The 25,709-nt window shown below is 73.7% G+C and carries 15 protein-coding genes and 1 pseudogene; 7 read left to right on the top strand and 9 right to left on the bottom strand.

Annotated features, from left to right (window positions below):
• Positions 1-3: 3 nt before the first annotated feature.
• From KZ829_RS16805 to KZ829_RS16770, 8 genes are all read right to left on the bottom strand, one after another.
• Complete coding sequence (locus tag KZ829_RS16805) at positions 4-1,992, bottom strand: response regulator (protein ID WP_220144847.1); 1,989 nt, start codon at positions 1,990-1,992, stop codon at positions 4-6.
• Entirely contained in the window at positions 1,989-3,044 is a 1,056-nt protein-coding gene (gene cheB, locus KZ829_RS16800) for a chemotaxis-specific protein-glutamate methyltransferase CheB (RefSeq protein ID WP_220144846.1), read from the bottom strand. The genes KZ829_RS16805 and cheB overlap by 4 nt, the downstream gene beginning before the upstream one ends.
• Positions 3,041-5,107, bottom strand: coding sequence for a hybrid sensor histidine kinase/response regulator (locus KZ829_RS16795; RefSeq protein WP_220144845.1), 2,067 nt, complete (start codon positions 5,105-5,107; stop codon positions 3,041-3,043). The genes cheB and KZ829_RS16795 overlap by 4 nt, the downstream gene beginning before the upstream one ends.
• Positions 5,107-6,576 carry a methyl-accepting chemotaxis protein gene (locus KZ829_RS16790; protein ID WP_220144844.1) on the bottom strand — a complete coding sequence of 490 codons (1,470 nt, stop codon included), beginning with the start codon at positions 6,574-6,576 and terminating at the stop codon, positions 5,107-5,109. Before KZ829_RS16790 ends, KZ829_RS16795 begins: the two co-directional genes overlap by 1 nt.
• Positions 6,573-7,103 (bottom strand): chemotaxis protein CheW, encoded by a 531-nt coding sequence (locus tag KZ829_RS16785; protein WP_220144843.1) that lies wholly within the window; start codon positions 7,101-7,103, stop codon positions 6,573-6,575. Before KZ829_RS16785 ends, KZ829_RS16790 begins: the two co-directional genes overlap by 4 nt.
• Complete coding sequence (locus tag KZ829_RS16780) at positions 7,100-8,467, bottom strand: CheR family methyltransferase (RefSeq protein WP_220144842.1); 1,368 nt, start codon at positions 8,465-8,467, stop codon at positions 7,100-7,102. The genes KZ829_RS16785 and KZ829_RS16780 overlap by 4 nt, the downstream gene beginning before the upstream one ends.
• On the bottom strand, positions 8,464-8,958 hold the full coding sequence (locus tag KZ829_RS16775; RefSeq protein WP_220144841.1) for a chemotaxis protein CheW: 495 nt from the start codon (positions 8,956-8,958) through the stop codon (positions 8,464-8,466). The genes KZ829_RS16780 and KZ829_RS16775 overlap by 4 nt, the downstream gene beginning before the upstream one ends.
• A 140-nt stretch (positions 8,959-9,098) precedes the next feature.
• Entirely contained in the window at positions 9,099-9,464 is a 366-nt protein-coding gene (locus tag KZ829_RS16770) for a hypothetical protein (RefSeq protein WP_220144840.1), read from the bottom strand.
• Between the two features lie 300 nt (positions 9,465-9,764).
• Here KZ829_RS16770 and KZ829_RS16765 point away from each other — a divergent pair, with 300 nt between their 5' ends.
• The 7 genes and pseudogenes from KZ829_RS16765 (at position 9,765) to KZ829_RS16735 (ending at position 18,221) form a co-directional block, all read left to right on the top strand.
• Entirely contained in the window at positions 9,765-10,352 is a 588-nt protein-coding gene (locus KZ829_RS16765; protein WP_220144839.1) for a CAP domain-containing protein, read from the top strand.
• A 156-nt stretch (positions 10,353-10,508) separates the two neighbouring features.
• Positions 10,509-11,264: a L,D-transpeptidase family protein gene (locus KZ829_RS16760; protein WP_246635748.1), complete on the top strand. Its 756-nt coding sequence runs from the start codon at positions 10,509-10,511 to the stop codon at positions 11,262-11,264.
• 174 nt (positions 11,265-11,438) lie between these two features.
• On the top strand, positions 11,439-12,110 hold the full coding sequence (locus tag KZ829_RS16755) for a hypothetical protein (RefSeq protein WP_220144837.1): 672 nt from the start codon (positions 11,439-11,441) through the stop codon (positions 12,108-12,110).
• Positions 12,107-14,779, top strand: a complete 2,673-nt coding sequence (locus tag KZ829_RS16750; protein ID WP_246635747.1) for an AAA family ATPase — start codon at positions 12,107-12,109, stop codon at positions 14,777-14,779. The genes KZ829_RS16755 and KZ829_RS16750 overlap by 4 nt, the downstream gene beginning before the upstream one ends.
• 289 nt (positions 14,780-15,068) lie before the next feature.
• Positions 15,069-16,373 (top strand): efflux RND transporter periplasmic adaptor subunit, encoded by a 1,305-nt coding sequence (locus tag KZ829_RS16745; protein ID WP_220144836.1) that lies wholly within the window; start codon positions 15,069-15,071, stop codon positions 16,371-16,373.
• Positions 16,370-17,041, top strand: a pseudogene (locus KZ829_RS16740) (ABC transporter ATP-binding protein); the annotation flags it as partial. The gene KZ829_RS16745 and the pseudogene KZ829_RS16740, both read left to right, overlap by 4 nt.
• Entirely contained in the window at positions 17,037-18,221 is a 1,185-nt protein-coding gene (locus KZ829_RS16735; protein WP_220144834.1) for an ABC transporter permease, read from the top strand. The pseudogene KZ829_RS16740 and the gene KZ829_RS16735, both read left to right, overlap by 5 nt.
• 109 nt (positions 18,222-18,330) lie before the next feature.
• Here the strand turns inward: KZ829_RS16735 and KZ829_RS16730 are convergent, their stop codons facing one another.
• On the bottom strand, positions 18,331-24,411 hold the full coding sequence (locus tag KZ829_RS16730) for a hypothetical protein (protein ID WP_220144833.1): 6,081 nt from the start codon (positions 24,409-24,411) through the stop codon (positions 18,331-18,333).
• Positions 24,412-25,709: the final 1,298 nt, after the last annotated feature.

The following is a 25,709-nucleotide window of genomic DNA, read 5'->3' as shown; positions in this document are numbered from 1 at the left end:
TCCTCAACCGGAGCGGCGCGAGGTCCCGTGCCGCTCCGGTCCGTCGGGGCCGAGGGCCGGGGGCAGCGTGAACCAGAAGGTCGCGCCCCGGCCCTCGCCGCTCTCCGCCCAGATCTCCCCGCCGTGCCGCTCCACCGCCCGGTGCACGGTGGTCAGCCCGATCCCGGTGCCCGGGAACTCACGGGCGTCGTGCAGCCGGGCGAACGGCCGGAACAGCTCACCGGCCTGCTCGGCCGGGAACCCGGCGCCGTTGTCGCGGACGAAGTAGCGGCCGTTCTCACAACCCACCTCGACGACCGGCCGCTCGACCTTGCGGCTGAACTTCACCGCGTTGGCGATCAGGTTCTCCAGGACCACCCGGACCAGGCCCTCGTCGGCGTCGGCGACCATCTCCTCGTCCACCTGGAAGGTCACCCGCCGCTCCGGCTCCCGGGCCGTGACGTCACCGATCACCTGGCGTGCCGTGGCCGTCAGGTCGAACCGTCCCCGGCGCAGCTCGCCCCGGCTGGCCTGGGCCAGGATCAACAGCGACTCCACCAGGTCGGCCATCCGCAGCGCGGCCGAGTGGATACGGGTCAGCCGGTGCCGGGTCCGCTCGCCGAGCGTCTCCTCCTCCTCTTCCAGCATGTGCTCGGCGAAACTGCTGATCACCTGCAACGGGCCGCGCAGGTCGTGGGAGACCGAGCCGGAGAACGCCTCCAGCTCCCGATTGCGCCACTCCAGTTCCTCGACCAGCGCCGCCCGGGTCTCGGCCAGCTGCCGGGCCGCCCGCTCCTCGGCCGCGTCCAGCTCGCGGCGCATCAGCTCCTCGCGGATCCGGCGGGCCTCGTCGTGCGTCTGCTTACGGCGGATCTGGGCCCGTACGTGCACCCGCAGCCCCTCCGGCACGTCGGCCTGCCGGACGTAGTCGTCGGCGCCCGCGGCCAGGCAGTCCAGCATCCGCTCGTCGTCACCGGTCATCACCAGCGGCGTGTCCCGGACCGTCGGCACCTCGCGCAGCCGGTGGCACGACTCCCGGGCCAGGTCCATGTCGTCGTCGAAGCCGAGCACGATGCAGTCCACCGGCTGGGCGGCGAGCAGCTCCAGGATGTCGTCGATGCCGGTGGCCCGGACGATGTCGTAGCCGTCGGCCCGCAGCGTGTCGGCCCACAGCTCCAGGTCGGCGCGGTCGGTGCTGACGATCAGCACCTTGCCCGGCCCGTGCATCGCGCCGAGCGCCCCGATCGGCAGCTGCTCGGCGCTCTGCCGCAGCACCGCGGACAGCTTCGCCAGCACCACCTTCAGGTTCTGCTGCTTGCGGATGAACGCGTCGGCGCCGGCGTCCAGCGCCTGCATCTCGGTGGCGTAGTCGTCGGCGGCCGTCATCAGCAGGCAGGGGGTGTCGCGCAGCGCCGGGTCGAGGCGGATCCGGCGGATCACCGTGGCGCCGTCCAGGTCCGGCATCACCCCGTCGACGATCACCGCGCTCGGCCGGCGGTCGGCGGCCGTCCGCAGGCCCTCCTCCCCGCCTGCCGCGGTCAGCACCGTGTACCCCTCCGGCTCGAGCAACCCGCGCAGTTCCTCCCGGAACGTCATGCTGTCGTCGATCACCAGCACGGTGGTCCGGTCACCGTCGTGGTCCGGGAGGTCACCGAGCAACTGCCGGGTACGGGCGACCACGTACCCGGCGTCGTAGGGCTTGCCCACGTACTCGTCGGCGCCGGTGCGCAACCCGGCCAGCCGGTCGGCCACCTCGCTCGCGCTGGACAGCAGCATCGTCACCACACCGGAGCGGCCCGGCGTGTGCCGCAGTTCGGTGAGCAGCTCCAGACCGTCGGCGTCGGGCAGCATCACGTCCAGCACCGCGGCGTCGAACGGCTCCCCGGCGAACGCGAGCCGCGCCTCCGCCCCGGTGGCGCACAGGATGGTGGCGAACCCGTCCTCGGCGAACGCCTCGTGCAGGTCCATCCGTACGGTCAGGCTGTCGTCGACGATCAGCACGGTCGGGGTCATCGGCGCACCGCCGCGGGCTGGAGTTCGCCGAGGCGGGCCGCCATCCGGCCGGGCGGCAGCACGTGCGCGGCCGCGCCGATCAGCGCCGCCTCCCGGGGCATGCCGTACACCGCGCAGCTGCCCTCGTCCTGGGCGAAGGTGGCCGCGCCCCGGCCGCGCATCCGCAGCAGCCCGGCCGCGCCGTCCCGGCCCATCCCGGTGAGCAGGCAACCGGCCGCGCGCGGCCCGAACTCCTCGGCCACCGACTCGAACAGCACGTCCACCGACGGGCGGCAGGAGTGCCGGGGCGGCGAGGTGCTGAGCCGCAGTGTCCGGTCGCGGACCAGCAGGTGCCGGTCGGGGGGAGCGAGCAGCACCCGCCCGCCTAGCCCGCCGACAGCGGTGCCGTCGGCGGCGTACCGGATGTCGCGCCCGGTCTGCCCGGCCAGCCAGTCGGAGAAGGCGACCGCGAACTGCTCGCTGGCCGCGATGTGCTGCACGCAGAGCACCGGGACCCCGAACCCGGCGGGCAGCCCGCGCAGGAACTCGGTGAGCGCGGCGGGACCACCGGTGGAGGCGCCCACCGCCACCAGGGTGAGACCGCCGTGGGGACCGGGCGCGGGCGGCGGCGACGGCGGGGCGGCGACCCGGCCGTCCAGCCGGGCCCGGGGATGGGTGATCACCCGGATCCGGGAGACCAGGCGCAGGGTGGCCCGCAGCCGCGACGGCCAGTCCGCGTCGGAGTCGTCGCCGCGCGGCTTCTCCATCACCTCGACCGCCCCGGCGGCCAGGGCGTTGTACGTGGTGAACAGTTCCTCCCGGTCGGCCGACGACACCACCAGGATCGGGGTCGGGCACTGCGCCATGATCTGCTCGGTGGCGGCCAGCCCGCTGATCCCGGGCAGCATCATGTCCATCGTGATCACGTCCGGGCGCAGCCGGGCGGTCATCTCCACGGCGCGTTCGCCGTCCGGAGCCTCACCGACGATCTCCAGGTCCGGGTCCGCCGCCAGCGCCTCCCGCAGGTGGTGCCGCATGGTCAGTGAGTCGTCCACGATCAGAACTCGCGTCATGACCGCACCACCAGCCTCCGGATGTGGCCCAGCAACCGCTCCTGGTCGAACTCGCCCTTCTCGACGTAGGCGCCGGCCCCGGCGTCCCGGCCGCGGTCCCGGTCGGCGGCGCTGGCCCGGGAGCTGACCAGGATCGCCGGGATCCCGGCCAGCCGCGGGTCGGCGCGGGTCCGCTCGACGAAGGTGAACCCGTCGATGCCTGGCATGTCGATGTCGGTGAGGAACAGGCCGTACCGGCGGCTGCGGGCCTTCTCCAGGGCCTCCTCCGCGGAGGCGGCCAGATCCACCTCGTACCCGGCCGACTCCAGGATGCTGCGCTCCAGCATCCGGGTGGTGAGCGAGTCGTCGACCACCAGGATCGGCAGTGGCGTGAGGGTGGCCGTCACCTGCGGGCCGGTCCCGGACAGGCGCCCGCCGGCCACCTCGGCGGCCAGGCCGTCCGGGTCCAGCACCAGGCGCGGATTGCCGTCGGCGTCGACCGTGACGCTGCCGACCACCGGCGACGCCCGGGCCAGTTCCGGCAGCGGGCGGGCGACCAGGGCGGACGTTCCGGCCAGCCGGTCGACGCCGAGCGCGAACAGGCCCCTCTCGCCCTTCACCACGACGGCCGCGCCGATGCCGGCGGACTCGGGGGCGGCCGTGCCCGCGTACAGGGCCTCGGCCAGCGGCAGGAACGGGGCCGCGCTGCCGTCGTAGACGATCCGCCCGGTCACCGCGGCGGTGGCGGCGTCCTCGGCGGACAGCCGCACACAGCCGCGTACGGCGTCCAGCGGCAGGGTGACCATCATGCCGCCGGCCGCCACGTTCAGGCCGGTCATGCTGAGCAGGACCAGCGGGATCGCCAGCTCCACCGATGCGCCGGCGCCCGGGGTGCTGCGTACCTTCACCTCGCCGCGCAGCCGGGCCGCCACCTCGCGGACCGCGTCCATGCCGATGCCCCGCCCGGCCACCTCGGTCACCGAAGGCGAGGTGCTGATCCCGCCGCGCAGCACCAGGTCGAGCACGCCGGCGTCGTCCGGCGGCCCGGCGCCGGACGGCAGCAGGCCCCGGTCCCGGGCGGTGTCGCGCAGCGCGCCCATGTCGAAGCCGCGCCCGTCGTCGAGGCACCGGAACACCGCGTGCCGGCCACGCCGCTCCACCTCGACGGTGACCGTCCCCTCGGCCGGTTTGCCCGCCGCCAGCCGCAGTGGCTCCGGTTCGATGCCGTGCACCACCGCGTTGCGCACCAGGTGCAGGAAGGCGCCGCTGACCGGGCCGAGCAGGTGCGCGCCCATCCGGACCCCGGCGCCCCGGGCCTCGAACCGGACCCGCTTGCCCTCGGCGTCGGCGGCGTCCCGGACCGCCCGGCGCATGGCGGTGAACATCGAACCGGCCGGCACCAGCCGCAGCCCCTCCGCCCTGGCCCGGACCTCGTCCAGCTCCCGCTGGATCTGATCGACCGCGTCGGTGAACCGGCGGCCGGCCGACCCCAGCTCCCCGGCCAGCCGCCCGGCCGCCGCCCGGGCCGTCGCCGGGGTGGTGGTACGGCCGACCCGCAACTGGTCGGCGAGCACCTCCGCGGACCGGTGCAGCCGCTCCACGGTGGCACAGCCGGTGCGCAGCGGCGCCATCCGGGCGGTGGTCTCCCCGATGGCGTCGAGCAGCTCGTCCAGGTCGGCGGTGGCCGCCCGCGGGTTCACCACCACCTCGGCCGGAGCCGGGGCCGGGGCCGGCTCGTCCGGCCCGGTGTCCACCGGCGGCTTCGGCCGGTCCTCGAGCTCCACCACCCGCGCGGTGATCTCGTCGTTGAGCCGCAGCAGCTCCCGCATCGCGTCGGCGGCCGGCGGCACGTCCGCGCCCCGGTACGGGATCAGCACCTCCTCGAGGGCGTGCGCGTGGTCGGCGATCTCCTTCTGCTTGACCACCCGGGCCGCGCCCTTGAGCGTGTGCGCCACCCGCAGCAGCCGCGCCACCTGTTCGGGACCGCCGCCCTGATCCAGGTCGAGGACGCCGGCGCTGATCTGGTCGATCAGCTCCCGCGCCTCGATCCGGAAATAGCGCAGCGGATCCTTGCCCTCGGCCATCAGCGACGTCCGGTCCCGACGAGGTTCAGCAGGTCACCGGAGAGCGAGGAGAGGTGCGCCGCGGTCTGCTTGGTCTGCACGGCGCTCGACTCGGTCTCCCGGGACACCCGGGCGGTCTCCGACGCGGCGACGTTGACCTGCTCCACCGCGGTGGTCTGCTGCTTAGTGGACAGCTCGATCTCGCGGGTGGCGTCGTTGGTGGTGGAGACCAGCCGCGCGATCTTCCGGAACGAGTCGGTGGCGTCGTCGAACTGCCGGGCTCCGGTGTCCACCGCCTTCGACCCGATCTCGGTGGCCATCACCGTGGTGTTGACCGCGCCGCGGACGTCCTCGATCAGCGCCCGGATCTCCTTGGCCGACGCCGCTGTCCGGTCCGCCAGCTTGCGGATCTCCTCGGCCACCACGGCGAACCGGCGGCCCCACTCGCCGGCGCCGCTGGCCTCGATGGTGGCGTTGATGGCCAGGATGTTGGTCTGTTCGGCCAGCTCCGACACCAGGTCCACGACCAGCCCGATCTGCTGCGACTTCTCGCCGAGCGCCAGCATGTGCTGGACGATCTGGTCGACCTGGGTGCGGATCGCGGTGATCGAGGCCCGGGTCTGGTCGATGGTGGCGTCCCCGGCACGGGCCGCCGCCTCGGTCTCCTCGGCGATCTTGGAGACACGCTGGGCGGTGTCCGCGATCTGCCGCGAGGTGATCAGCAGCTCGCTGATCGTCGTGGTGATCTCGTTCATCGCGCTGGCCTGGTCGCGGCCGCCGTTGACCTGCTGCGACGCGGCGGCCTCCAACTGGGCCGAGGAGCTCTGGATGTGCCCCACCGCGGTGCCCACCTCGCGGCGCAGTTCGCGGTTGAGCCGCAGGGCCACCAGCACGGCGCTGAGCGTGGTGAGCAGGCCCAGCCCGACGATCAGCACCATGGCCTGTTCGGCCCGGTCCGACGCGGCCTCGCGGTCGGCGTCGACGTTCACCCGGACCCGGTCGATCACGTCGGTGAGCGCGTCCTCCAGCTGCTTGCGGACCGGTACGACCATGTTCTCGTTGAGCCGCGTGATGGCCGGGATGTCGGCGTTGCCGGCGCGGGCCCGCATCACCTCGGTGCTCGCCACCGCGTGCTTGTCGTCGAGGGCGGCGATCCGGTCCAGGGCCTGCCGGGTCTCCGTGTCCTTGACGTGGGCGCGCAGCTCGTCGAGGCGCCGCCGGAACTGCTGGTGGTTCTCCTCGGTGAGCTGGGCGTTCTCGTCCGACGCGTCGAGCAGGTAGGCCCGGTAGTCCGCGATCCGCGCCTCCATGGTCCGGCCCAGGTTCTCCGTGCCGGTCAGGTCGTCGGTCGCCGCCGTGATGGCGGCGTCCTTCGCGGTGACCACGAAGATCAGGGCGACCACCGCGGTGGCGACCGAGAGCAGGGTGAGCAGGACGGTGATGACGACACCGACCGCCAGCTTGCCGCCGTACGTACGTCCGGCTGTCATCGGACCTCCTCGGGGACGGGCCGGTGCCCGGCCAGGCGGTGGACGAGCTCCCGGACGGCCGGCACGTCGACGATCGGCCGGTGGCCGTCCGGCAGCCGCACCATTTCGTGCAGGCAGCTGTCCGGGCCGCCGCCGTCGAAACCGTCGACCACGTCGGCGAGCGGAACCCGCAGGTGCCGGTCGAGTTCGTGGAAGGCGAGCGCCAGCGGCGGCGTGCCGTGGGCGAGCAGCAGCCAGCGGGGCCGCCGGGGGACCGGGTGACCGAGCAGCGCCGCCAGGTCGTACACCGGGACCACCGCGCCGGCGAACCCGGCCACCCCGAGCAGCGCCCGGACCGAGGTGGGCAGCGGCGTCACCGGCCGGTCCGGGTGCACCCCGGACGCCTCGGCGAGCCGCAGCGCGTACGGCCGGTCACCGGCGCTGACCGCGAGCAGCTCGACGGTCCCGCACTCGAGGACGCGGGCCGGCTCGGCGAACGACCGGTCGAACTCCTCCCGCAACCGGGTCACCCGGCCGGCCACCGTCATCCCCGCACCTCGCACGCCTCGAGTTCGGTACGGCACAGGGTGGTCAGCGTCAACCGCCCGAACCCGCCGCCGAACAGCACGACCCGCTCCTCGTCCTCGTGCGGCAGCAGCTCGAGCGCCGACGCCAGGTGCGCGGCCGCGCCCCGGTGGTCGCCGTGCCGCCGGGCCAGCAGTCCCATCCGCAGCCGGGGCATGGCGAACTCCGGATCCAGGTACGCCGCCAGCCGGTACTGCCCGGCCGCCTGATCCGCGCAGTCCAGCTCGTGGCAGACGCCGAGCAGGTGGTGCGCGTCCGGGTGCGGCCCGCCCACGTCGATCAGCCGGTGCGCGGTGTCCCGGGCCTCGGCGACCCGGCCGAGCTGGGCCAGCAGCACGCCGCGCAGCAGCATGTCGTCCGGCCCGAGCAGGCCGAGGGCCTCGGCGAACCGGTCGTCGCGCAGCAGCCCGATGGCCCGTGACCGGGTGCCGGCGGCGGGCGCGGGACGGTCCGGCGGAGGTTCGCGGGCCGGGGCCGGTGCGGGTTCCGGCGCCGGCACGGGCGGGGCGGCGGTCTGCCGGCGGTAGTAGACGGTGCCGCCGTCGTGGCACAGCTCCAGTCCCTTCGGGTGGCTGCCGAGCGAGTCGGTGTGCCCGAGGAACAGGTAACCGCCGTCGGTCAGCGCCTGGGTCATCCGCCGGACCAGGCCGTCCGCGACCTCCGCGGTCAGGTACATCAGCAGGTTGCGGCAGAAGATCACGTCGTAGCGGGGCGGGTGCCACAGCTGCGGGTCGTCGCCGGCCACGTTGTGCTCGACGAACCGCACCGTCGCCACGATGTCCGGGTGCACCCGGAACCCGTCGCCGGTCTCCCGGAACCAGCGCCGTCGTACCTCCTCGGGGGTGTCCCGCAGCGACCACGGGGAGTAGGTCGCGGCACGGGCCCGGTGCAGCATCTCCCGGTTGGCGTCGACGCCGACGACCGAGATGATCCAGTCCGGGCTGGGCCGGGCCGGCCAGGCCGTGATGGCCAGGGAGTACGCCTCCTCGCCGGACGAGCAGCCCACCGAGAACAGCCGCAGCACCCGCTGCCCGGCCCGCTTGCGGAGCAGCTCCGGCAGCACCGTGTCCCGCAGCACCCGGAACTGCTCGTCGTGCCGGAAGAAGTAGGTCTCGGTGATGCTCAGCGCCTGCGCCAGCTCGGCGATCTCCGCGGTCCAGCGGCGGCCGGCCAGCCGGTCCAGGTACTCCCGGTCGGTCAGCCCGTGCGCCTTCGCCCGGGCGGCCAGCACGGCGGCGGTCTGCCCCGGGTCGTTGTCGGCGACCGTCCACCCGAGCCGTCTCTGCAACAGCTCCCGGAACCGGGTCAGCGACAGCGCCCCGATCATGGGACCGGCTCCGGTGCCTGCCCGGCGGCCTCCCACACCGCGTCCGGCACGGCACGAAAGCCGCGCAACAGCAGCAGCGGATCGGCGCCGATCGTGCCGACGCCCGCGACCAGCGCCCGGGACACGCCGGTGAACAGCGCCGACGGCCCCTCCGGCGGGGACACCCGGATCTCCTGGACGCCGAGCACCGGGCCGGTGGCGCAGGCCACCGGGCCCCGTCCTGTCCGCACCGCCACGTACCGGTCGATCCGGCCGTCGGCGCCGGTGAGCAGCCGGGTCACGTCGATCACCGGCGCCGGTTCGCCGCGCAGGACGGTCAGGCCGCGTACGTAGGGCGGCGTTCCGGCGAGCGGGCGGGTCTCCAGCGGGCGCATGGTCTCGACGACCTCGTCCAGCGGCAGCGCGCAGAAGAGGGGACCGGCCCGGAAGACCAGCGCGAGGACTCCGGCGTCCAGCGCCGGGGCTGTTTCTTCGCCGTGCTGCCCTCCCACGGCTTCAGGCTAGCGAGGTTTTTGTGAGCTTCGCTCACCTTGCCAACCCTTTACAAGCATTTTTCCCGGTACGGGTGGGAGCGGCGTTCTTCGGCCGGTCCCGGCGTGCGGCCGCCCTCCGTACGCCGGGACCGGCCTGCTCAGGTGCCGCCGTCCGGTCCCCGGAACCGCAACGACAGCGGCCGGCTCTCGGCGGCGTGCCGTGGGGCGGAGTACCCGGACCAGGGCGCCCCGTCGTACCCCGCATCCTGGGCCGGCCCGTAGCCGGGCACCGGCCGCCCGGCGACCGGTAGGTCGGCCCGCTGAGCCGCGGTGATCCGCCGGGTGACCGCGTCGGCCAGCGGATCCGGCGCCGGGGCGGGCTGATCGCGCGCCACCTCGGGCCAGCCCGCCGGGATCGGCCCGGCCACCGGTTCGGCCGCCGCCGGGGCCTGCCGGTCCGGCTTCCGGCGCAGCCGGAGCAGCACCGCGGCGGCACGGAGCATGTCCAGGTATCGATTGCGCACCGCGAAACCGTAGCGACGGGCAGGCCCGGCCGGGACCCTCCGGGCGGTCGGCAACAACGCCTGAGCGGATTACCCCGGTAGAAGGAAGAATGCCGGAATCCTGTGCGGCTGTGCGATGGATGTGCTCCCCGAATCTCGGCGTCTGAGCAGCTCAGCGAGGTTCCAGCGGGCCCGGTCGGGTTCCGGTGGCGCGCCGGGACGCAAACGGCACAGTGACCGGTGATCGGCGACCGGAGTTGGTCATCCGGGCGAGCGCCCCGGAACGGCCGGAGCGCACGGAGACGAGGGGGTCGACAGGGTATGCGGAAACCTTCGGTGGTGCTCGGTGTGGGCGCCTTGGCGCTGGTCGCGGGAGGGTTCGCCGCGCGGGCGCCGGTGTCCACGCCCGCCGCCGTCTCGTACGGCGAGACGCTCTCCGGCCGGGGCGCCGCCCCGGCCGGTGACCCGATCTCGGCGTCCCGGACGGTGGTCACCGCGGCGTCGGTCTCGTCCAGTCCGCAGGCCCCGGTGCAGCAGCAGGTCCTGGCGCTGGCCAACCAGCACCGGCGAGCCGCCGGATGCGAGCCGCTCAGTCTGGACCGCCGGCTGATCGGGGCGGCCAACCGGCACGCCGCCGACATGGCCCGGCGCGGCTACTTCGACCACGAGTCACCGCGCGGCGAGATGGCCGGATCGCGGGTGACCGACGCGGGCTACCTGTGGAGCCGCTACGGGGAGAACATCGCCCGGGGGCAGGACAGCCCGTACCGGGTGGTGACCGACTGGATGGAGAGCCCCGGCCACCGGCGCAACATCCTGGACTGCCGCCTCGATCAGACGGGGGTGGGCCTGGCGCTGTCGTCCGGCGGGACCCCGTACTGGGTGCAGGAGCTCGCCACTCCCCGTTGATGTTCCGCTGACTCCCCGGAGCGGAGTTCGCCTCAAGCGGGCATGGCCGTGTGCCGATGGCATACCGGTTTCATGTCACCGTCCTTCCCCACAGGTCACCGGTGGGACGGCTGTGCTTCTATGTGCGGACACCAACATCCCTGGGGAGGGATCAGATTGGCAACGAGACGGGTTTCCGCCCGCCTCACCGGGGCCGTTTTGGCGGCTCTGGTGGGTGGCGGTCTCGGCGCTGTCGCGCTGACGCCGGCGAGCGCCGGTGCAGCCGCGCCGGTGACCGCGGCCGTGACCACGTCGGTGGTCACCAAGGCGGCTGCCGCGTCGTGCGCGACCGGCAAGTACCAGAAAAAGGTCGAGGGCTACCTCAAGCAGCTGGGCGGGTACGGCACGGTGACGGTCGACGGTAAGCAGTCCACCGCCGACTGTGCCGCGATCGTGAAGTTCCAGAAGCGGTTCGGTATCCAGCCGGCCAAGGGGCTCGCCGGCCCGACCACCTACGACGTCGCCAAGCGACTGGCGGCGACGAAGACGTCGGCCTGCAAGCCGAAGAAGAAGGGCATCACCTTCTGCGTCGATCTGACCAACCAGACGACGTGGGTGATGAAGAACGGGAAGCCGCACACCAAGCCGACCGTCACCCGTACCGGGTACGCGGGATACCGGACCCCGGCGGGCACCTTCTCGATCAACAAGCGGACGAAGAAGGAGTGGTCCGACCCGTACGAGGTGTGGCTGCCGTACTGGCAGCGCTTCATCGGCGGGCGGGGCTTCCACCAGACCACGACCTACATCCACGACAAGTGGCGCGGGTCGCACGGCTGCGTGAACCTGCTCCAGTCCGACGCCAAGCTGTACTACGGCATCGGCAAGATCGGTATGACGGTGAAGGTGTTCGGGCGCCGTCCCGGCACCTGATCCCTCGTCCGAACCGTGGAACGGGCCGCTCCCTCAGGGAGCGGCCCGTTTCTGCGGTGACCTGGGCGGATCCGCCTGATCTTGCTGATGGAGCTGAATCCCGAATAGCGTTTTCGTAACAATTTCGGGGGACACTGCGGGGACGGACTCACCCGTCAGGCAGTGGAGCCGCCCATGCTGAAACGAGCGACCTCTCTTCCAGCGGCGGCCGTCGCCGCTCTGACCCTTTTCGCCGGGTGTGGCGCCTCAGAGTTCACCTACGTGAAGAACTCGGGCGAGCGGACCTACTTCAAGGTGCCGCACGAGTGGCACGAGGTCGGCACCAAGTCGCTCGACGACGCGCTGACCGGGCTCAACTCCGACTCGGCCGCCGCGGGCCTGCGCCAGCGGCTGTGGTGGTCGGTCGCGTACGACGCCTCCGCGTACCCGAGCGCCGAGCACCTGATGACCGCCGGCGTCACCACCGAGCCGATCCTGTACGCCCGTGTCGCCCAGACCACCGAGGCGCAACGGGACACGATCTCGCTGGACATCCTGCGCAACTTCTTCCTCCCGGTCACCCAGGAGGCCCGCGACTCGGTCGCCCAGACCACCTCCCTGACCGGGTTCGAGCTGCTCCAGGACGAGGTGATCACCCCGGACAACGGGCTGCACGGGGTCCACGTCGTCTACAACTACGACCTCGGGCTCGGCGTCCTGCACACCTTCGACCAGACCGCCCTGGTGAACAACGACGGCAGCAAGATCTACCTGCTGCTGATCCGGTGCACCACGAGCTGCTACGCCGAGCGGTCCGGCGAACTCGACACGATCGCCACCTCCTTCACGGTGAGGAGTGACAAATGACCGCGCCCGAGGGACTGCGCCCACCCGACGAGGGACCCGGCGAACAGGTCCGTCCCACCCGCAAGCGGCTGCCGTTCTGGGACCGGATCAAGTTCCTGCTGCTCTTCGTCGTGGTGTGGTTCGCCCTGGTCTGGGCCGCGATGGCGGACAACCCGATCCTGCCGTTCGAGGACGCGGTGCGCGAGCTCGCGGCCAGCGGCAAGGGCATCACCGTGATGGTGCTGTCCGGCATCGAGGTGCTGCGCCAGATCCACTTCCTGATCAGCGAGCACTCGGCCGGCTACCACCGGCTGTGGACCAGGGGCATCTTCGGCGGCTTCGAGCGGATCACCCACCGGATGTTCTCCGACTGGACCCGGTTCCGGCTGGTCCGCATCTTCAAGTGGCTGCTCCTCATCAGCCTGGTGTCGCTGGTGCTCGCGTCCGTGCTGGACACCTCGCCGGCCCTCGCCCTCTTCGAGCTGCCCGCCCTGCTGTGGTCCGTCGCGCCGATGTTCCTCCAGGTCGTCTTCATCCTGTTCATCGCGGTCGGCCAGTTCGTCGCGATCTTCTGGTTCCTGTCCCGGGGCGGCGTCGAGGTCTACTACCCGGACGACGTGAAGACCCGGTTCGCCGACGTGTGGGGCCAGGACCACGTGCTGGAACGCGTCAAGGAGAACATCGTCTACCTGGAGAACCCGGAGGCCATCGAGACCAAGGGCGGGTACGTTCCGGGCGGCATCCTGCTCTGGGGCCCGCCCGGCACCGGCAAGACGCTGATGGCCGAGGCGGTGGCCGGCGAGACCGGCAAGCCGTACGTGTTCGTCGACCCGGGCGCCTTCATCAACATGTTCTTCGGCGTCGGCGTGCTCAAGGTCAAGTCGCTCTTCCGCAAGCTGCGTAAACTCGCGCTCCGGTACGGCGGCGTCATCGTCTTCTTCGACGAGGCCGACTCACTCGGCAACCGCGGCGCCCTCGCCCAGGGTGGGCCCGGCTTCCCGCGGGGCGGCATGACCCCCGCGCCGTTCGCCGACGGCTGCCAGGGCTTCACCTACCTGTCCGGCGACTCGCGGTTGCTGCTCACCCGCGAGGCCATGCGGCACGACCTTCCGGAAGCCCGCGAGAACAGGATGATGTACGGCGGGGGCATGGGCGGTGGCGGCGGCATGGGCACGCTGGAGGCCCTGCTCACCGAGCTGTCCGGGCTGAAGAAACCGCGCGGCTTCATCAACCGGCACGTCCGCCGGGCGCTCGGCATGCGGCCCAAGCCGCCACCGAAGTACCGGATCCTCGTCATGATGGCCACCAACCTGCCCGAGGCCCTCGACGAGGCGCTGCTGCGGCCCGGCCGGATCGACCGCATCTACAAGGTCGGCTACCCCACCAAGGCCGGGCGGGTGCGCACCTACCAGGGCTATCTGGACAAGGTGCAGCACGAGCTGACCGAGGAGCAGATCGACAAACTGGCCACGATCACCCCGTACGCCACCGGCGCCACCATCAAGGACACCGTCAACGAGGCGCTGATCACCGCCATCCGCCACGGCCGGGACACCATCACCTGGCGGGACATCATCCGCGCCAAGCAGCTCAAGGAACTCGGCCCGGCGGAGAACGTCGAGTACATCGAACGGGAACGGCACGCCGTCGCGGTGCACGAGGCCTGCCACGCCGTCATCGCCTACCGCACCCGGCACCACCTCGAGATCGACATCGCGACCATCGAGAAGGGCAGCGGCTACCTCGGCATGGTCGCCAGCATCCCGCCGGAGGACCAGTTCACCACCTGGCGCAGCCACTACGAGTCGGACATCTACGTGTCGCTCGCGTCGCTCGCCGGGGAACGGATGTTCTTCGACGGCGACAGCTCCTCCGGCGTCTCCGGCGACCTCGAGTCGGCGACCGCGGTGGCCACCCACATGGAGGGCGTCTGGGGCATGGGCTCCACCGTGTCGTCGTACTCCTACTCCAGCCGCCTCGGCACCGGCACCCCCGGCGGTCCCGGCAAGGGCGAGAAACCCGAGATCAGCGCCCGCCGCGCGCTGGCCGACCGGATCGAGGACAACCTCGGCGAGATGCTGCGGCGCACCGCCGCGCTGCTCGAGGAGAACCGGCGGGAGGTGCTCGCCCTGGCGCACGCCCTGGAGACGCACAAGACCCTCACCGGCGAGGACGTCATCGCCGTCCTGGAGGGCCGGCCGGGCCCGCTGATCGACGGTTCGGTCTACGCCGACGCCGAGTTCATCGCCGAGCTGGAGGAGTACCACCGGGCCGCGCTCGCCGCGCACCGCGACCACGGCGGGGTCCCCGTCGCGCTGCCGTCCCGGCCGGGCGCCGAACCCGTCCCGGAGCCGGCCGCCGTCCCGGAGCCCGCCCCGGTCCCGGCCGCCACCACCCCGGATTCGTCCATCTGGCGGCGCCCCGACCCGCCGTCCACCAACGGCGCCAACCCGGATCCCGGCTCCCCGGACGGCACGACCCTGATTCCGGGTTCCCCGGACGGCGTCGCCCCGCATCCCGGCTCCCCGGACGGCGTCGCCACGGATTCCGGCTCCCCGGACGGGCCGGCGGCGAACGGTGCGAGCCCGGCCGACGGCACGGCGCCGGAGAACGGGGCCGCGCCACCGTCCCCGCGCCCGGGCCACGGCGTCATCCCGACCCAGCGCGACCCGGACCGGGCGGACCCGTAAACCCCTTCAGCTGGCTGTCAGAGCTGTTTCGAGCGCCTTCAGACAGCACTGACAGCCAGCTGAAGAACTCGCGACGCGGACGGGCCGGAGGCCCGTGCCCGTGCCTGCTTGCGCCCCACTCACGCCCGCAGCGGCCCAACGGCCCGGCGTGGCACCCGATCGCCCCCCTGGACGATCGGGTGCGCGTAGCCCGTACGAGAGAAAGGTTTTGATATCTCGGGGAAAGCCGGTGGCGCGTTCTCGGCATAGAGTGGCCTCTGTGTCTCGCGCCCGCTCACGTGCCGTGATCATGTTTCTCGGTGTCCTGCTCCTGTCGCAGACCGGCGCCTCCTGTGACGACGAGGCGAGCGCCGTCCGGCTGGGGTCTGCCGAGGTCGGGACGGTCGACGAGATCGTCGAGGCCCCCGGGTCGGTGACCGCGCGGACCGCCGCGACGCTGACCGCCCCGGCCGCCGGCACGCTGCGTGAGCTGCTCGCCGAGCCGGGGGAGCGGGTGGCGAAGGGCGACGTGCTCGCCGTCATCGACTCGCCGGAGCTCACGCGGCGGCGGGACGCGGCGCGGGAGGCGCTCGATCAGGCGCCGTCCGGGGGGAGCGTCCCGGTCGGCGGCACCGCGGAGTTCACGGCCGTGCGGAAGCGGACCGACAGGCAGGCGGCGGCGGCGTTCGAGCAGGCCCGGGACGCGGCCGGGCAGATCGCCGACCCGAGCGTGCGTGCCGCGCTGCTGCATCAGGTGGACGCCGCCGAGAACCAGTACGAGACGGCCTCGGCCGCCTCGGCCGCGGCGCTGCGGTCGGTGCAACGCGGCGTGGCGTCGCTCGGGCGGGCCATGGGCTCCCTCGCCGCGGCGCAGCGGATGCAGGCCGAGCAGGCGTACCAGCTGGCCGACGCGGCCGTCGACGCACTCACCCTGAAAGCCCCGGTCGCCGGGGTCGTCCAGTACGGCGGACCACCCCCGGCCGGCGGCGGCGGATCCCTGGCCGGACTGCTGGAGAGCGGCCAGGTTCCGCAGACCACCGGAATCGTGTCGTCCGGTGTGGACGCCGCCGTGCCGGAGGGCGGCTACGTGGCCGCCGGGACCCCGGTGATAACCGTGGTCGACACCGGCCGGCTCGGGCTCTCCGCCGAGGTCGACGAGACCGACGTGCTGCTGGTCGAGGACGGTGTCGAGGCGGAGGTGGAGCTCGACGCCGCGCCCGGCGCCCGCTACCCGGCCACCGTCCGCGCCGTCGATCTGCTGCCCACCACCTCGGCCCGCGGTGGCGTCTCCTACCGGGTCCGCCTGGAACTCGCCGAGGGCCGGTACCCGGACAGCGGCGAGACCGCACCCGTCCCACGGCCCGGGATGAGCGCCGTGATCCGTCTCAAGGTGCGGCAGGCCGCCGGCGCGGTCACCGTGCCCGCCTCGGCGGTGGTGGCCGCCGACGGCCGGGACACCGTCTGGACGGTGCGCGACGGGAGGTACGCCGCCGTCCCGGTGCGGCTCGGCGTCCAGGGCGAGGACATCGTGCAGATCCTGTCCGGCGTCGGCGCGGGGGAGCGGGTGGTGATCGCCGGCGCCGACCAGGTGAGCGCCGGGGACGAGGCGCCGTGAGCACCCCGGCCATCGTCGCGCAGGACGTGAGCCGCACCTACCAGCTCGACGGCCTGTCGGTGCCGGCGCTGCGCGGCGTGTCGCTCACCGTCGAACCCGGTGACTACGTGGCCATCGTCGGCACCTCCGGCTCCGGCAAGTCGACGCTCATGCACCTGCTCGGCGGCCTGGACCGGCCCACCGGCGGCACCCTGCTGATCGGCGGCCGCGACGTCGCCCGGCTCACCCCCAACGAGCTCGCCGAACTGCGCAACACCACGATCGGGTTCGTCTTCCAGTCGTTCCACCTGCTCGCCCGGACCACCGCCCAGGACAACGTCGGCCTGCCGCTGGTCTACCGCGGCATCGGCCGTCGCGAACGCCGGGACCGCGCCGCCGCCATGCTGGAACGCGTCGGCCTCGCCCACCGGATCACCCACCGGCCCAACCAGATGTCCGGCGGCGAACAGCAGCGCGTCGCCATCGCCCGGGCCCTGGTCACCGGGCCGTCGGTGCTGCTCGCCGACGAACCCACCGGCAACCTCGACTCGGCCACCGGCCAGGCCGTCCTCGCCCTGCTCGAATCGCTCAACGACGACGGTGTGGCGATCGTGCTGGTCACCCACGACCGGGAGGTCGCGGCCCGGGCCCGGCGGCAGATCGTGATGCGGGACGGGCTGATCAGTGCGACTCGCTGAGGCGTGGCGCGTCGCCCTCGACGCGCTGCGCGCCAACCGGCTGCGCAGCCTGCTCACCATGCTCGGCGTGGTCATCGGGGTGGCCGCCGTGGTCGCCCTCGTCGCCATCGGCACCGGCACCAAGGAGCAGATCGAGCGCCAGGTCGAAGGGCTCGGCTCCAACCTGCTGCTGGTCGTGCCCGGCCGGATCGAGGCGGGCTCGGCGCCCACGTCCTCGCCGCTCACCCTCGACGACATCGATGCGATCAGCCGGGTGGTCGGCGATCGGGCACGGGTCGCGGTCACCATCGCCTCCGGCGAGACGGTACGCGCCGGCTCGCGCACCCGCTTCTCCAGCATGCAGGGCGTCCTCGAGACCACGCCGACCGTCTTCGTCCGCCGCCTCGACCGGGGCAGCTACCTGACCAGGACCGATGTGAGCACCGGCCGCCGGGTCGCGGTGCTCGGCGCCGGGACGGCCCGGGACCTGTTCGGCGACCGGGACCCGATCGGCCGGCAGATCACCATCGGTGGGGTCCGGTTCCGGGTGATCGGCGTGTTCGAGCCGCTCGGGCAGAGCCTCGGCGTCGACCGGGACGGCGAGGTGCACGTGCCGGTCACCGCCGCGCAGCGCCTGCTCGGCACCGAACGCATCGACGGCATCGCGATCCGCGCCCCCGACCGGGAACGCATCGGCGAACTCTCCGACGCCGTCGTCGCGACACTCGCCGAACGGCACCCGGACACCGACTTCTCCGCCGTCACCCAGGAGCAGATCCTCGGCGTGCTCGGCGACATCCTCGGTGTGCTGACCGGGGTGCTCGCCGCCATCGCCGGGATCAGCCTGCTCGTCGGCGGCGTCGGCGTCTCCAACATCATGCTCGTCTCGGTGCGCGAGCGGACGAAGGAGATCGGCCTGCGCAAGGCGGTCGGCGCCCGGCCCCGCGACATCGGCGTCCAGTTCCTTCTCGAAGCGGTCCTGCTCACCACCACCGGCGGTGTGCTCGGCATACTGCTGGGCGGCTCCGCGGCCCTGCTCGTCGACCGGCTCAGCCCCGTCCCGGCCGCCCTGACCTGGTGGTCCATGGCACTGGCCTTCGGGGTGTCAGCCGCCGTCGGGATCATCTTCGGGGTGGTGCCGGCGCAGCGGGCCGGCCGGCTCGACCCGGTCGTCGCCCTGCGTACCGAGTAACCGGCTCAGCAATCCGCCGACCGCACCGAATGTGGTTCCGGCTCGGACCCCCCCGGAACCCTCGGTGTCACCTCGGTCGTCGTCCTCATGATCGGCCTGATCTGCCTGACTACCGCCGCGGATCCACCACCGGGTGCTCGGCCGTCGACTCGGTGAGTGCCTCCTCACCCTCGGCGGCCGGGCGTGCGCCCAGCGGCGCCCTGATCTCCGGAGACTTCCTCGGGTACGGGCCCCAGCCGTCCCGCAGCACATGGATGTAGACGGCCTCCAGGCACACCCCGATGCGCTCCACCAGATCGGTGTCCTCCGGCGAACCCAACCGGATCGCCCGCGCGAAGTGGTCCAGCGCCTCCATGTGCCGGTTCTGGTCGAAACAGCTGCGCCCGGCGTTCTCGTGGACCACGCTGCGCACGGCGGCCGGAACATCCGCGTCCACCGCCCGCTGGAACAGCCGGTCCGCCTCCATGTAGTCGCCCCGCAGCCGCAGCACGTGGGCCAGTTCGGCCTGCGCGATCACCTGCGACTGAAGGTCCTGTGCCGACTCGGCGTGCGCCAGGGCCAGCCGGGCGGCGGCCGCGGCCATGCCCAGCTCACCCAGGAGGCGGTACACCTCCGCGCGTACGCTCAGCAGCCCCGCCTTGACGATGTTGTCGGCCTCGTCGGCCAGCGGGCCGTCCAGGCGTTCGCCCAGCTCGCGCAGCGCGCTCCGGTCGTCGACCACCTCGCGGAGGCTGGCGCGGTCCAGCCGCCAGCGGATCGCGGACAGGTCGGCGGCGGTCAGCGGCAGATGCGGCGCCAGTTCCGGGCCCTGCGGCTGCTCGTCCTCGGCCGTCGTCTCCGCGGCGCCGGCGGTCTCGCTCTCCGCGGGCTTCGTCTCCTCCGGCGTCGCTTCCGCGGCCTCATCGGTGCCGGTGGCGTCCTCGGTCTTCGCCGGCGTCTTGCTGACGAACCAGCCGCTCCCGAGGGCCGTGTCCGAGTACCGTCGAGGCTCGGTGTCCGGCCCGGAGGTCTCCAGGCGGGCGATCGGCCGCAGGTTGTGCAGCGCCCCGTCCGCATCCATGTACGGCTGATCGATATCGGCCCAGTCCCGCACCATGTCGGCCCGGTCCTTTTCGGGCTGCGCGGGTACCGCGGCCCGGTCGTCCTCGGCCGTGGGCCGGTCCGGCGCCGCATCGGTGCGGATCTGCGCCGATGTCGCCTCGGCGTGGGCCTGTGGCGGCGCGGCTTCGGTCCGGGCCGGGAGCGCCTCCGGTCCGGTTTGCGCCCCTTCCGGTCCGTTCTGCGCCGCGTCCGGTCCGGCCTGGCCCGGACGCGTCAGCGGGAATCCGATCCGCTCGCGGGCCGCGGTGTCGCCGTGATCGGTTCCCGTGACCGGACGCGGCAACGCCACCGTCGGCCGCCCCACGGTCGCCCCACCCGCGATCGGTCCGGAACTCGCGTTCCGTGTCGGCTCGCTCTGCGCTCCGCCCGGGTTCGCTTGCCCGGCTTGCGTTCCGCCCGGGTTCGCCTGCCCGGCTTGCGTTCCGCCCGGGTTCGCCTGCCCGGCTTGCGTTCCGCCCGGGTTCGCCTGCCCGGCTTGCGTTCCGCCCGGGATCGCCTGCCCGGCCGGTGCACCGCCCCGGCCGGCCGGCTGCCCGCTCGGCTGCCCGTCCCGGCGAACAGCGTCCGAGGAGCGGCCATCGGAACCGCCGCCGGCCTGTTCGCCGCGCGGTTGCTCCGTGCGGCCGCCCGGCTGCGCCACCGGACGGGAATCCTGCGATCCGCTCGGCCCGCGTCCCTGAACGCCCGGAAGGTCGCCGAGCGACTGCGCACGAGCCACCCCGGGCGCGGCGGGACTCGTCGGCCGCCCCGGCCCACCGGAACCGTCCACCGGCGGCGCCGGCACCGGCACCGGTCCGGCCTGCCGGCTCTGGCCGCCGTCCGCCTTGTTCACCGGAGGCACCGAGATCGGCGTCGCGGCATTCCACCCCGACTGATCCGCACCCGCCCGGCCCGGCGCGGGCGAGCGAGGCGTGAGCCCGGGCTGCCCGTCCTCCCGCCATGCCGTGCTGGGCGGTGTCGCGTCACTCCGCTCGCCGGAGGGCGCGCCCTGCCCCGCCTCCCGCCATGTCGCGGCGGGAGGAGCGACACCATCGGCTGCGGGCCGCGTCTCGGTCCATCCCGGCGGCGGCGGGACCGCCCTGGGCGCCGCTTTCGGACTGGGCCGCCTGACCCCGCCCTGGTCCGCGGCGAGCGGCACCGGGCCTGCGTGTGCCGTGTTCGGTCCGGTCCCGCCCTGGTTCGGGGCGAGTGGCGTCAGGCCCGTGGCCGTCGCGTTCGGTCCGGTCCCGCCCTGGCCCGCGGCGGACGGCGTCGGGCCCGTGGGCGTCGCGTTCGGTCCGGCCGGGGACGAGGGCTGCGGTCCCGTCCGGATCGGCGTCGATCCCCCCACCGGAGGCGTAGGCCACCCGGCCGAGGGCGGCTGCTGACCGGAAACCGGCCACGCCTGCCTGTCACCGCCCGGGCCCTGCTGAACCGCGGGCGGCCATGCGCTCTCCGGTCGCGGCGCGGCCGGAGCCCCCGAAACGGGCCGGCTCGCGTCCGGCCGAACCGCGGGCGGCCACGCCGACGCGGGAGAGGGTTGACCACCCGGAACAGCACCGGGCTGACCACCCGGGACCGTGCCGGGCTGGCCACCCGGGACCGTGCCGGGCTGGCCCGCGGCACCCGGCCCGGGAACCACCGGCGGCCGCGCCGGTGACACCGGCCGCGACCCGGCGGGCGGCTGAGCCTCGTCCGGCACCATCGCCCACGGACCGTCGCCCTCGGCGAGGAACACGTGCGCCGCCCGGGGCGACCGCCGGGACCGCTGCTGCGGAACCTCCGGCTGACCCTCGTCCGGCCGCCGGATCTCCCCGGTCACGTAGGGGTTGTTCGTCTGCCACCCCTCACCGGCCCCGCCACCCCGCGGGTCCACCGGGCCACCCCACCGGCCACCGGCCGGATCACCCGGCACGCCCGCGCTCTCGGCCCACTGCGCCGTACCGGGATCGTGCGGTGCGGCCCCGCCGCGCGGGGCGGCGTCCGGCCCACCCCTTTGCGTCATGGCGGGGTCGTGCGGTGCGGCGGCACCCCGCTGCGCCGTAGCGGGGTCGTGTGGTGCGACTCTGCCGTGCGAGGTGGCGTCCGGGCCACTCCACTGCGCCGGGGCGGGCTCGTGCGGTCGATGGGCGGCGTCCGTACCGGCTGCCGGCCGGGCGGGCTCGACGGCTGGTTGCGGGCCGTTCGGCCCGATCACGCGAGCCGGCGGCACCGGCGTCGGCGCCGCGACAACCCGCGGTGCGGCCGGCGGGTCAGCCTTGATCACACGCGGCGCGGGCGGCGGAGTGGTCCTGCTGACAACCTTCGGCGGTACGGGCGGCTCTGCCCGCCGCACCACACGAGGACCGTCCTCCCGCGGACCGCTCCCACCGGCCGTCTCGCTGCCCGGCGCCGGCCAGGACCCGGATTCCCGCAGGTCCCTGGTCTCCTCGTCCCCGGTTCCCACCCGGTCCGTACCGGCCTCGCCGCCGGTTCCCCGCCCGTTCCCGGACTCCACGCGATGCCCACCAGGCCCGTGGCCTACGGGCGGCTGTCCGGTACTCGAACCGGGCTGGCTCATGCCGCGTTCGTTGCCTGAATTCGACCGGTCCGCGTCACGTACGTTGCTGGAACCCGACCGGTCCGCGTCACGTCCGCTTCCGGGCCCCGGCTGGTTTCCACCGTCCTCCATGCCGGAGCGGATCTGGTCGCCGGAGCCGTGGCGCTCAGTGCCCGGCGCCGTGCCGTAGCCCGGCTGACCCCGTTCGGCGGCCGGATCCCGCGGGGCCTGCTCGGCGCCGTAACCGTGCGGCTCCTGAGCCTGTGCGGCGACGGCGGCGGACCCGTCCGGGCCGCGCCCGCGGTCGGTCAGGTCGACTGTCGGCTCCGTGGGGCTGTTCGTGGCCGCCCGGCGCTGACCGGGCAGGAGGCGAACCACCTTCGACCGCCAGGATTCACCCCGCCGTTCGTTGCCTTCGCGCGACGCGTCCGCGTTCGGGGGTTCCGTGGCGCCGGAACCGGCCGCCGCCACTTGGCCACCCGGCTCGGAAGGCGCCTGTCCGCGAGCCCCGGCCGGGGCCGGACCGGAACCGTCCGGATAGGACCCCACCGGTTGCGGCCGGGCATCCCGGCCGTCGCGCACTGCTGCTCCGCCGGTGACCGGCGGCACGCCGCGCCCGGCCTCGACCGGGGCGGAGACCTCGGCGCCCTGTGCGGGAGCCGCGGAACCGAACCCGGTCTGCCCGCGCCCATCCTCCGCCCGGCCCGCGCCGGATCCGGACGTCTCGTTCCCGGCCACGCCCGAGGCGGTCGTGCCGGGACCGTTCGCCCAGGCTCCACCGGCCAGGCGCTGACCGTCCGCGTCCCACGCCGCGGAACGCTGTCCGTCGCCCGCTTCCGGCCCGGTGGACCGCTGCCGCTGTTCGGCCCGCTGCGGGTCGCCGGTGTTCCCGGTTCCGGCCTGCCGGAGGTCGCCGGGTTCCTGCGTGCCGGGGCGTGCCCGGTCGCCGGGCGCTTGCGTGCCGGGACGTGCCCGGTCGCCGGGCGCTTGCGTGCCGGGACGCTGGCGGTCGGCCGATTCCCGGGCGGCGGGACGCTGGTCCGGTGCGAGGGCGGGGCGGCTGTCCCCACTGGCAGGGAGGGCGCCGCGGCGCTCCCCGTCCGGCCGGGAGGACTCGTACGGATCCTCCGCGCCCGGAGCCGATACCTGCGCCCGCCCGGTGACCGCGAGGTCGTCGCGGCGAGGCGCCGGGGCCCGCCGGGGCTCCTCCTCGTCGCGGCGCGGACGCCGCCCGCCGGGCGGACGGATCGGCCCGAAGTTCTCGTCGTCCCAGGTCTGAGCGGCCCGCCCGGGTTCGTTGCGGGACGCCGGGGCCGGCCCACGCTGCCGCTCCGGGTCGATTTCGGCGACGTTGTCCCGCGAGGCCGCGGGCTCCTCCCAGAACTCGTCGGCGCCCAGTTCGATGGTCCGTCCGGCGGCCGGCCGCTCGTCCTCGAGGACCGGCTCGGCGGCACGCTCCCGGCCGAGGTCGCCGTCGTTGTTCCACAGCTCGTCGGGTCCGATCTCGACGGCCCGCCGGCCACGCCGGTCGTCGCGCGGCGGACGGCTGTCGCGGCGCTCGTCCCGTGACGGCTCGGCCCACTCGGAGCGGCCGCCTTCGCGGCGAGCGGAATCGGCCCAGTCTGCCCGGGCAGGCTCGCGGCCTTCGCCACGCCGCGGATCGCGCGAGTCCCGAAGGTCGCGAGTGTCCCGGACCTCACGAGAGTCGCGGGGGTCCTGAAGGTCCCGAGAGTCGCGGGGGTCCCGTGAGCCCCGGATGTCTGAAGTGTCGCGAATATCCCGTGAGTCGCGGACGTCGCGGGGATCGCGGGAACCCGCCCGATCGGCCCTGGGGTCCCGACGGTCGTCGCGTACCGGTTCGTTCCAGTCGGCGCGAGCGGGCTCACGGCGGTCGTCGCGGTCCCGGCGGGAGGGCTGCCTGCGGTCGTCCCAGTCGTCCCGGTAACCGCGCTCGTAGCCGTCCCGGCCACCGGGCGCCTCGTCCCGGTACCGAGGCTCGGCATACCGGCTGTCGCGCCGCTCCGAGCGCCCGTCCAGGCGCTGCTCCGAACGCCCGTCCAGGCGCTGCTCCGAACGCCCGTCCGGGCGCCGTTCCGAACGACCGCCCGAAGGCCGCCCCGGCTCGCGGTCATCGGCACGCCGGTCGCGGCGCTCGCCCGCGGCGGGGTCGTACCGGTCGGGCCCACGCCGCCGCGGGGCGGCACCGCGGCGCAGATCGGGCCGGGCCGCCGGGTCGATGATCGGAAAGTCCGGTTTGTCGAAGTCGACACCGAGTTCGGGGCGGTTGAAGTCGATGTCGTCGAAGTCGTCGCCGACCAGGTTGTCGACGGAGGTGTCGATCGGCTCGAAGTCGGGGTCGTTGAGCCAGCTCGGCCGTTCGCCGTCGAAGGCGGTCCGTTTCGCCTGCTGCGCGGCGACCTCGTCGGCGCCTCCGGCCCGACGGCGGGTCGGGATGACCGGGTCGGGGACCGTACGTTTGGTGTAGTGCTGCTCCTGCATGACCGCGGAACTGGGCATGAACGAGTACTCGCTGTACTCGTCATCCCAGTACTCGTCGTCTTCGAAGCTCATGACGCGGTCCCGAATCGGCTGGGAAGGGTCCCCTCGCCCCGACACCGCATCCGTGCCACCGTCCTCATGCTGTCCCACCTCCGCACCCCGGTGCCCGCCCCTCGCCCTCCGCGATCAACGCCTGCCACGTGGTGGATGTGGAAGGTTAACCACGGATTTGCGAAGTGCGCCACCGCTCTGCGGAGCCCCGTCACCGGCCTCGCGGACGGCCCGCGAGCGTTGACCGCCCCGGCGCCGCAGCCCGCCGGGATAGCGCGATCACCGGGGTATACGTCTCGCGGACCTGCCCGGTTCAACGGTTTGAGCAGTGACTATCACGTAGTTCGGGAGCGGCCGGCCGGGCTCGCCGCAATCAACGGGGATCGCTGCTGAGGGGTGACGGCGCACATGACGACTTAAGAACCTTTTAAGCTCCCTTTCAGGAGAGCTAAGAACTTGTGGATGACCCTGAACAGGTGACCGCGAAGTGTCGAAGGCCACTCTGGACTTTCGCGGATCAAGGGCTTTCCGCCTGGCACGGTTGATGAGCGCCCGGTTCTGCCGGGCGACCCGCCGCGGCCAACGACGTCCTCGGCGGATTTTCCACGACCTGGTCTCCCGGGCCACACCGCCCGGGTCCGACACCCCTCGGCCTCCCGGCCGGCGGCCACCGCCCCCCAGTCAGGCGGCCGCACCGTTGCCCGTGAGCGATATCCGCGGAGACGACGCCCCCTCCTCTCCTCCGCGGTTGGCGGTTCGGCACGGGGCCGGGCAGGAGGCGGCGGCGGGAGCCCATCTCCCGTCGCCGTCCTCCCCGGCACACCAGTCAGACCTTCTCCGGCAGGCGGCCACTCCGCTCCCCCCGATGCGGTGGCCGTCGCATGCCCGGCGCCCGGTCAGTGGGTCCGCACGGACCGGGGCCGACGGGCCGGCGGACGGTGGCGGGTTCCTCCTTCCCGCCACCGTCCCCCATCACCACCTGAGACCTCCCGGTCGGCGACTGTCGCCCCCAAGACCGGCCCATGGATGGCGCCCCCTTCCGTCCTCCGGCCGGTGACTTCGCCTGCCCGGGTTGAGGGACGGCGGCGGGACCTGTCTCCCGCCGCTGTTCCCCTCACCCGTACCCGTTGTGCCCGAACCTCCCGGCCGGTGGCTGTCGTCTCCCCCCGATACCGGTCCGCTGGACGCATTCCCCCTGTCGTCCGGTGGCCGGTGACTTCCACCCGGCCGGGTCGAGGGGTGGGGGGGGGAGCGTGTGTTCCGCCACCCCACCGGCCCCCGGGGTGGGTTCGCCCCCAACCCGCGCCCCGGCGGCGGCC

It is taken from the genome of Actinoplanes hulinensis, assembly GCF_019429605.1.
GTDB classification, from domain to species: Bacteria; Actinomycetota; Actinomycetes; order Mycobacteriales; family Micromonosporaceae; genus Actinoplanes; species Actinoplanes campanulatus.
This window is presented reverse-complemented; position numbering and strand designations above follow the sequence as displayed.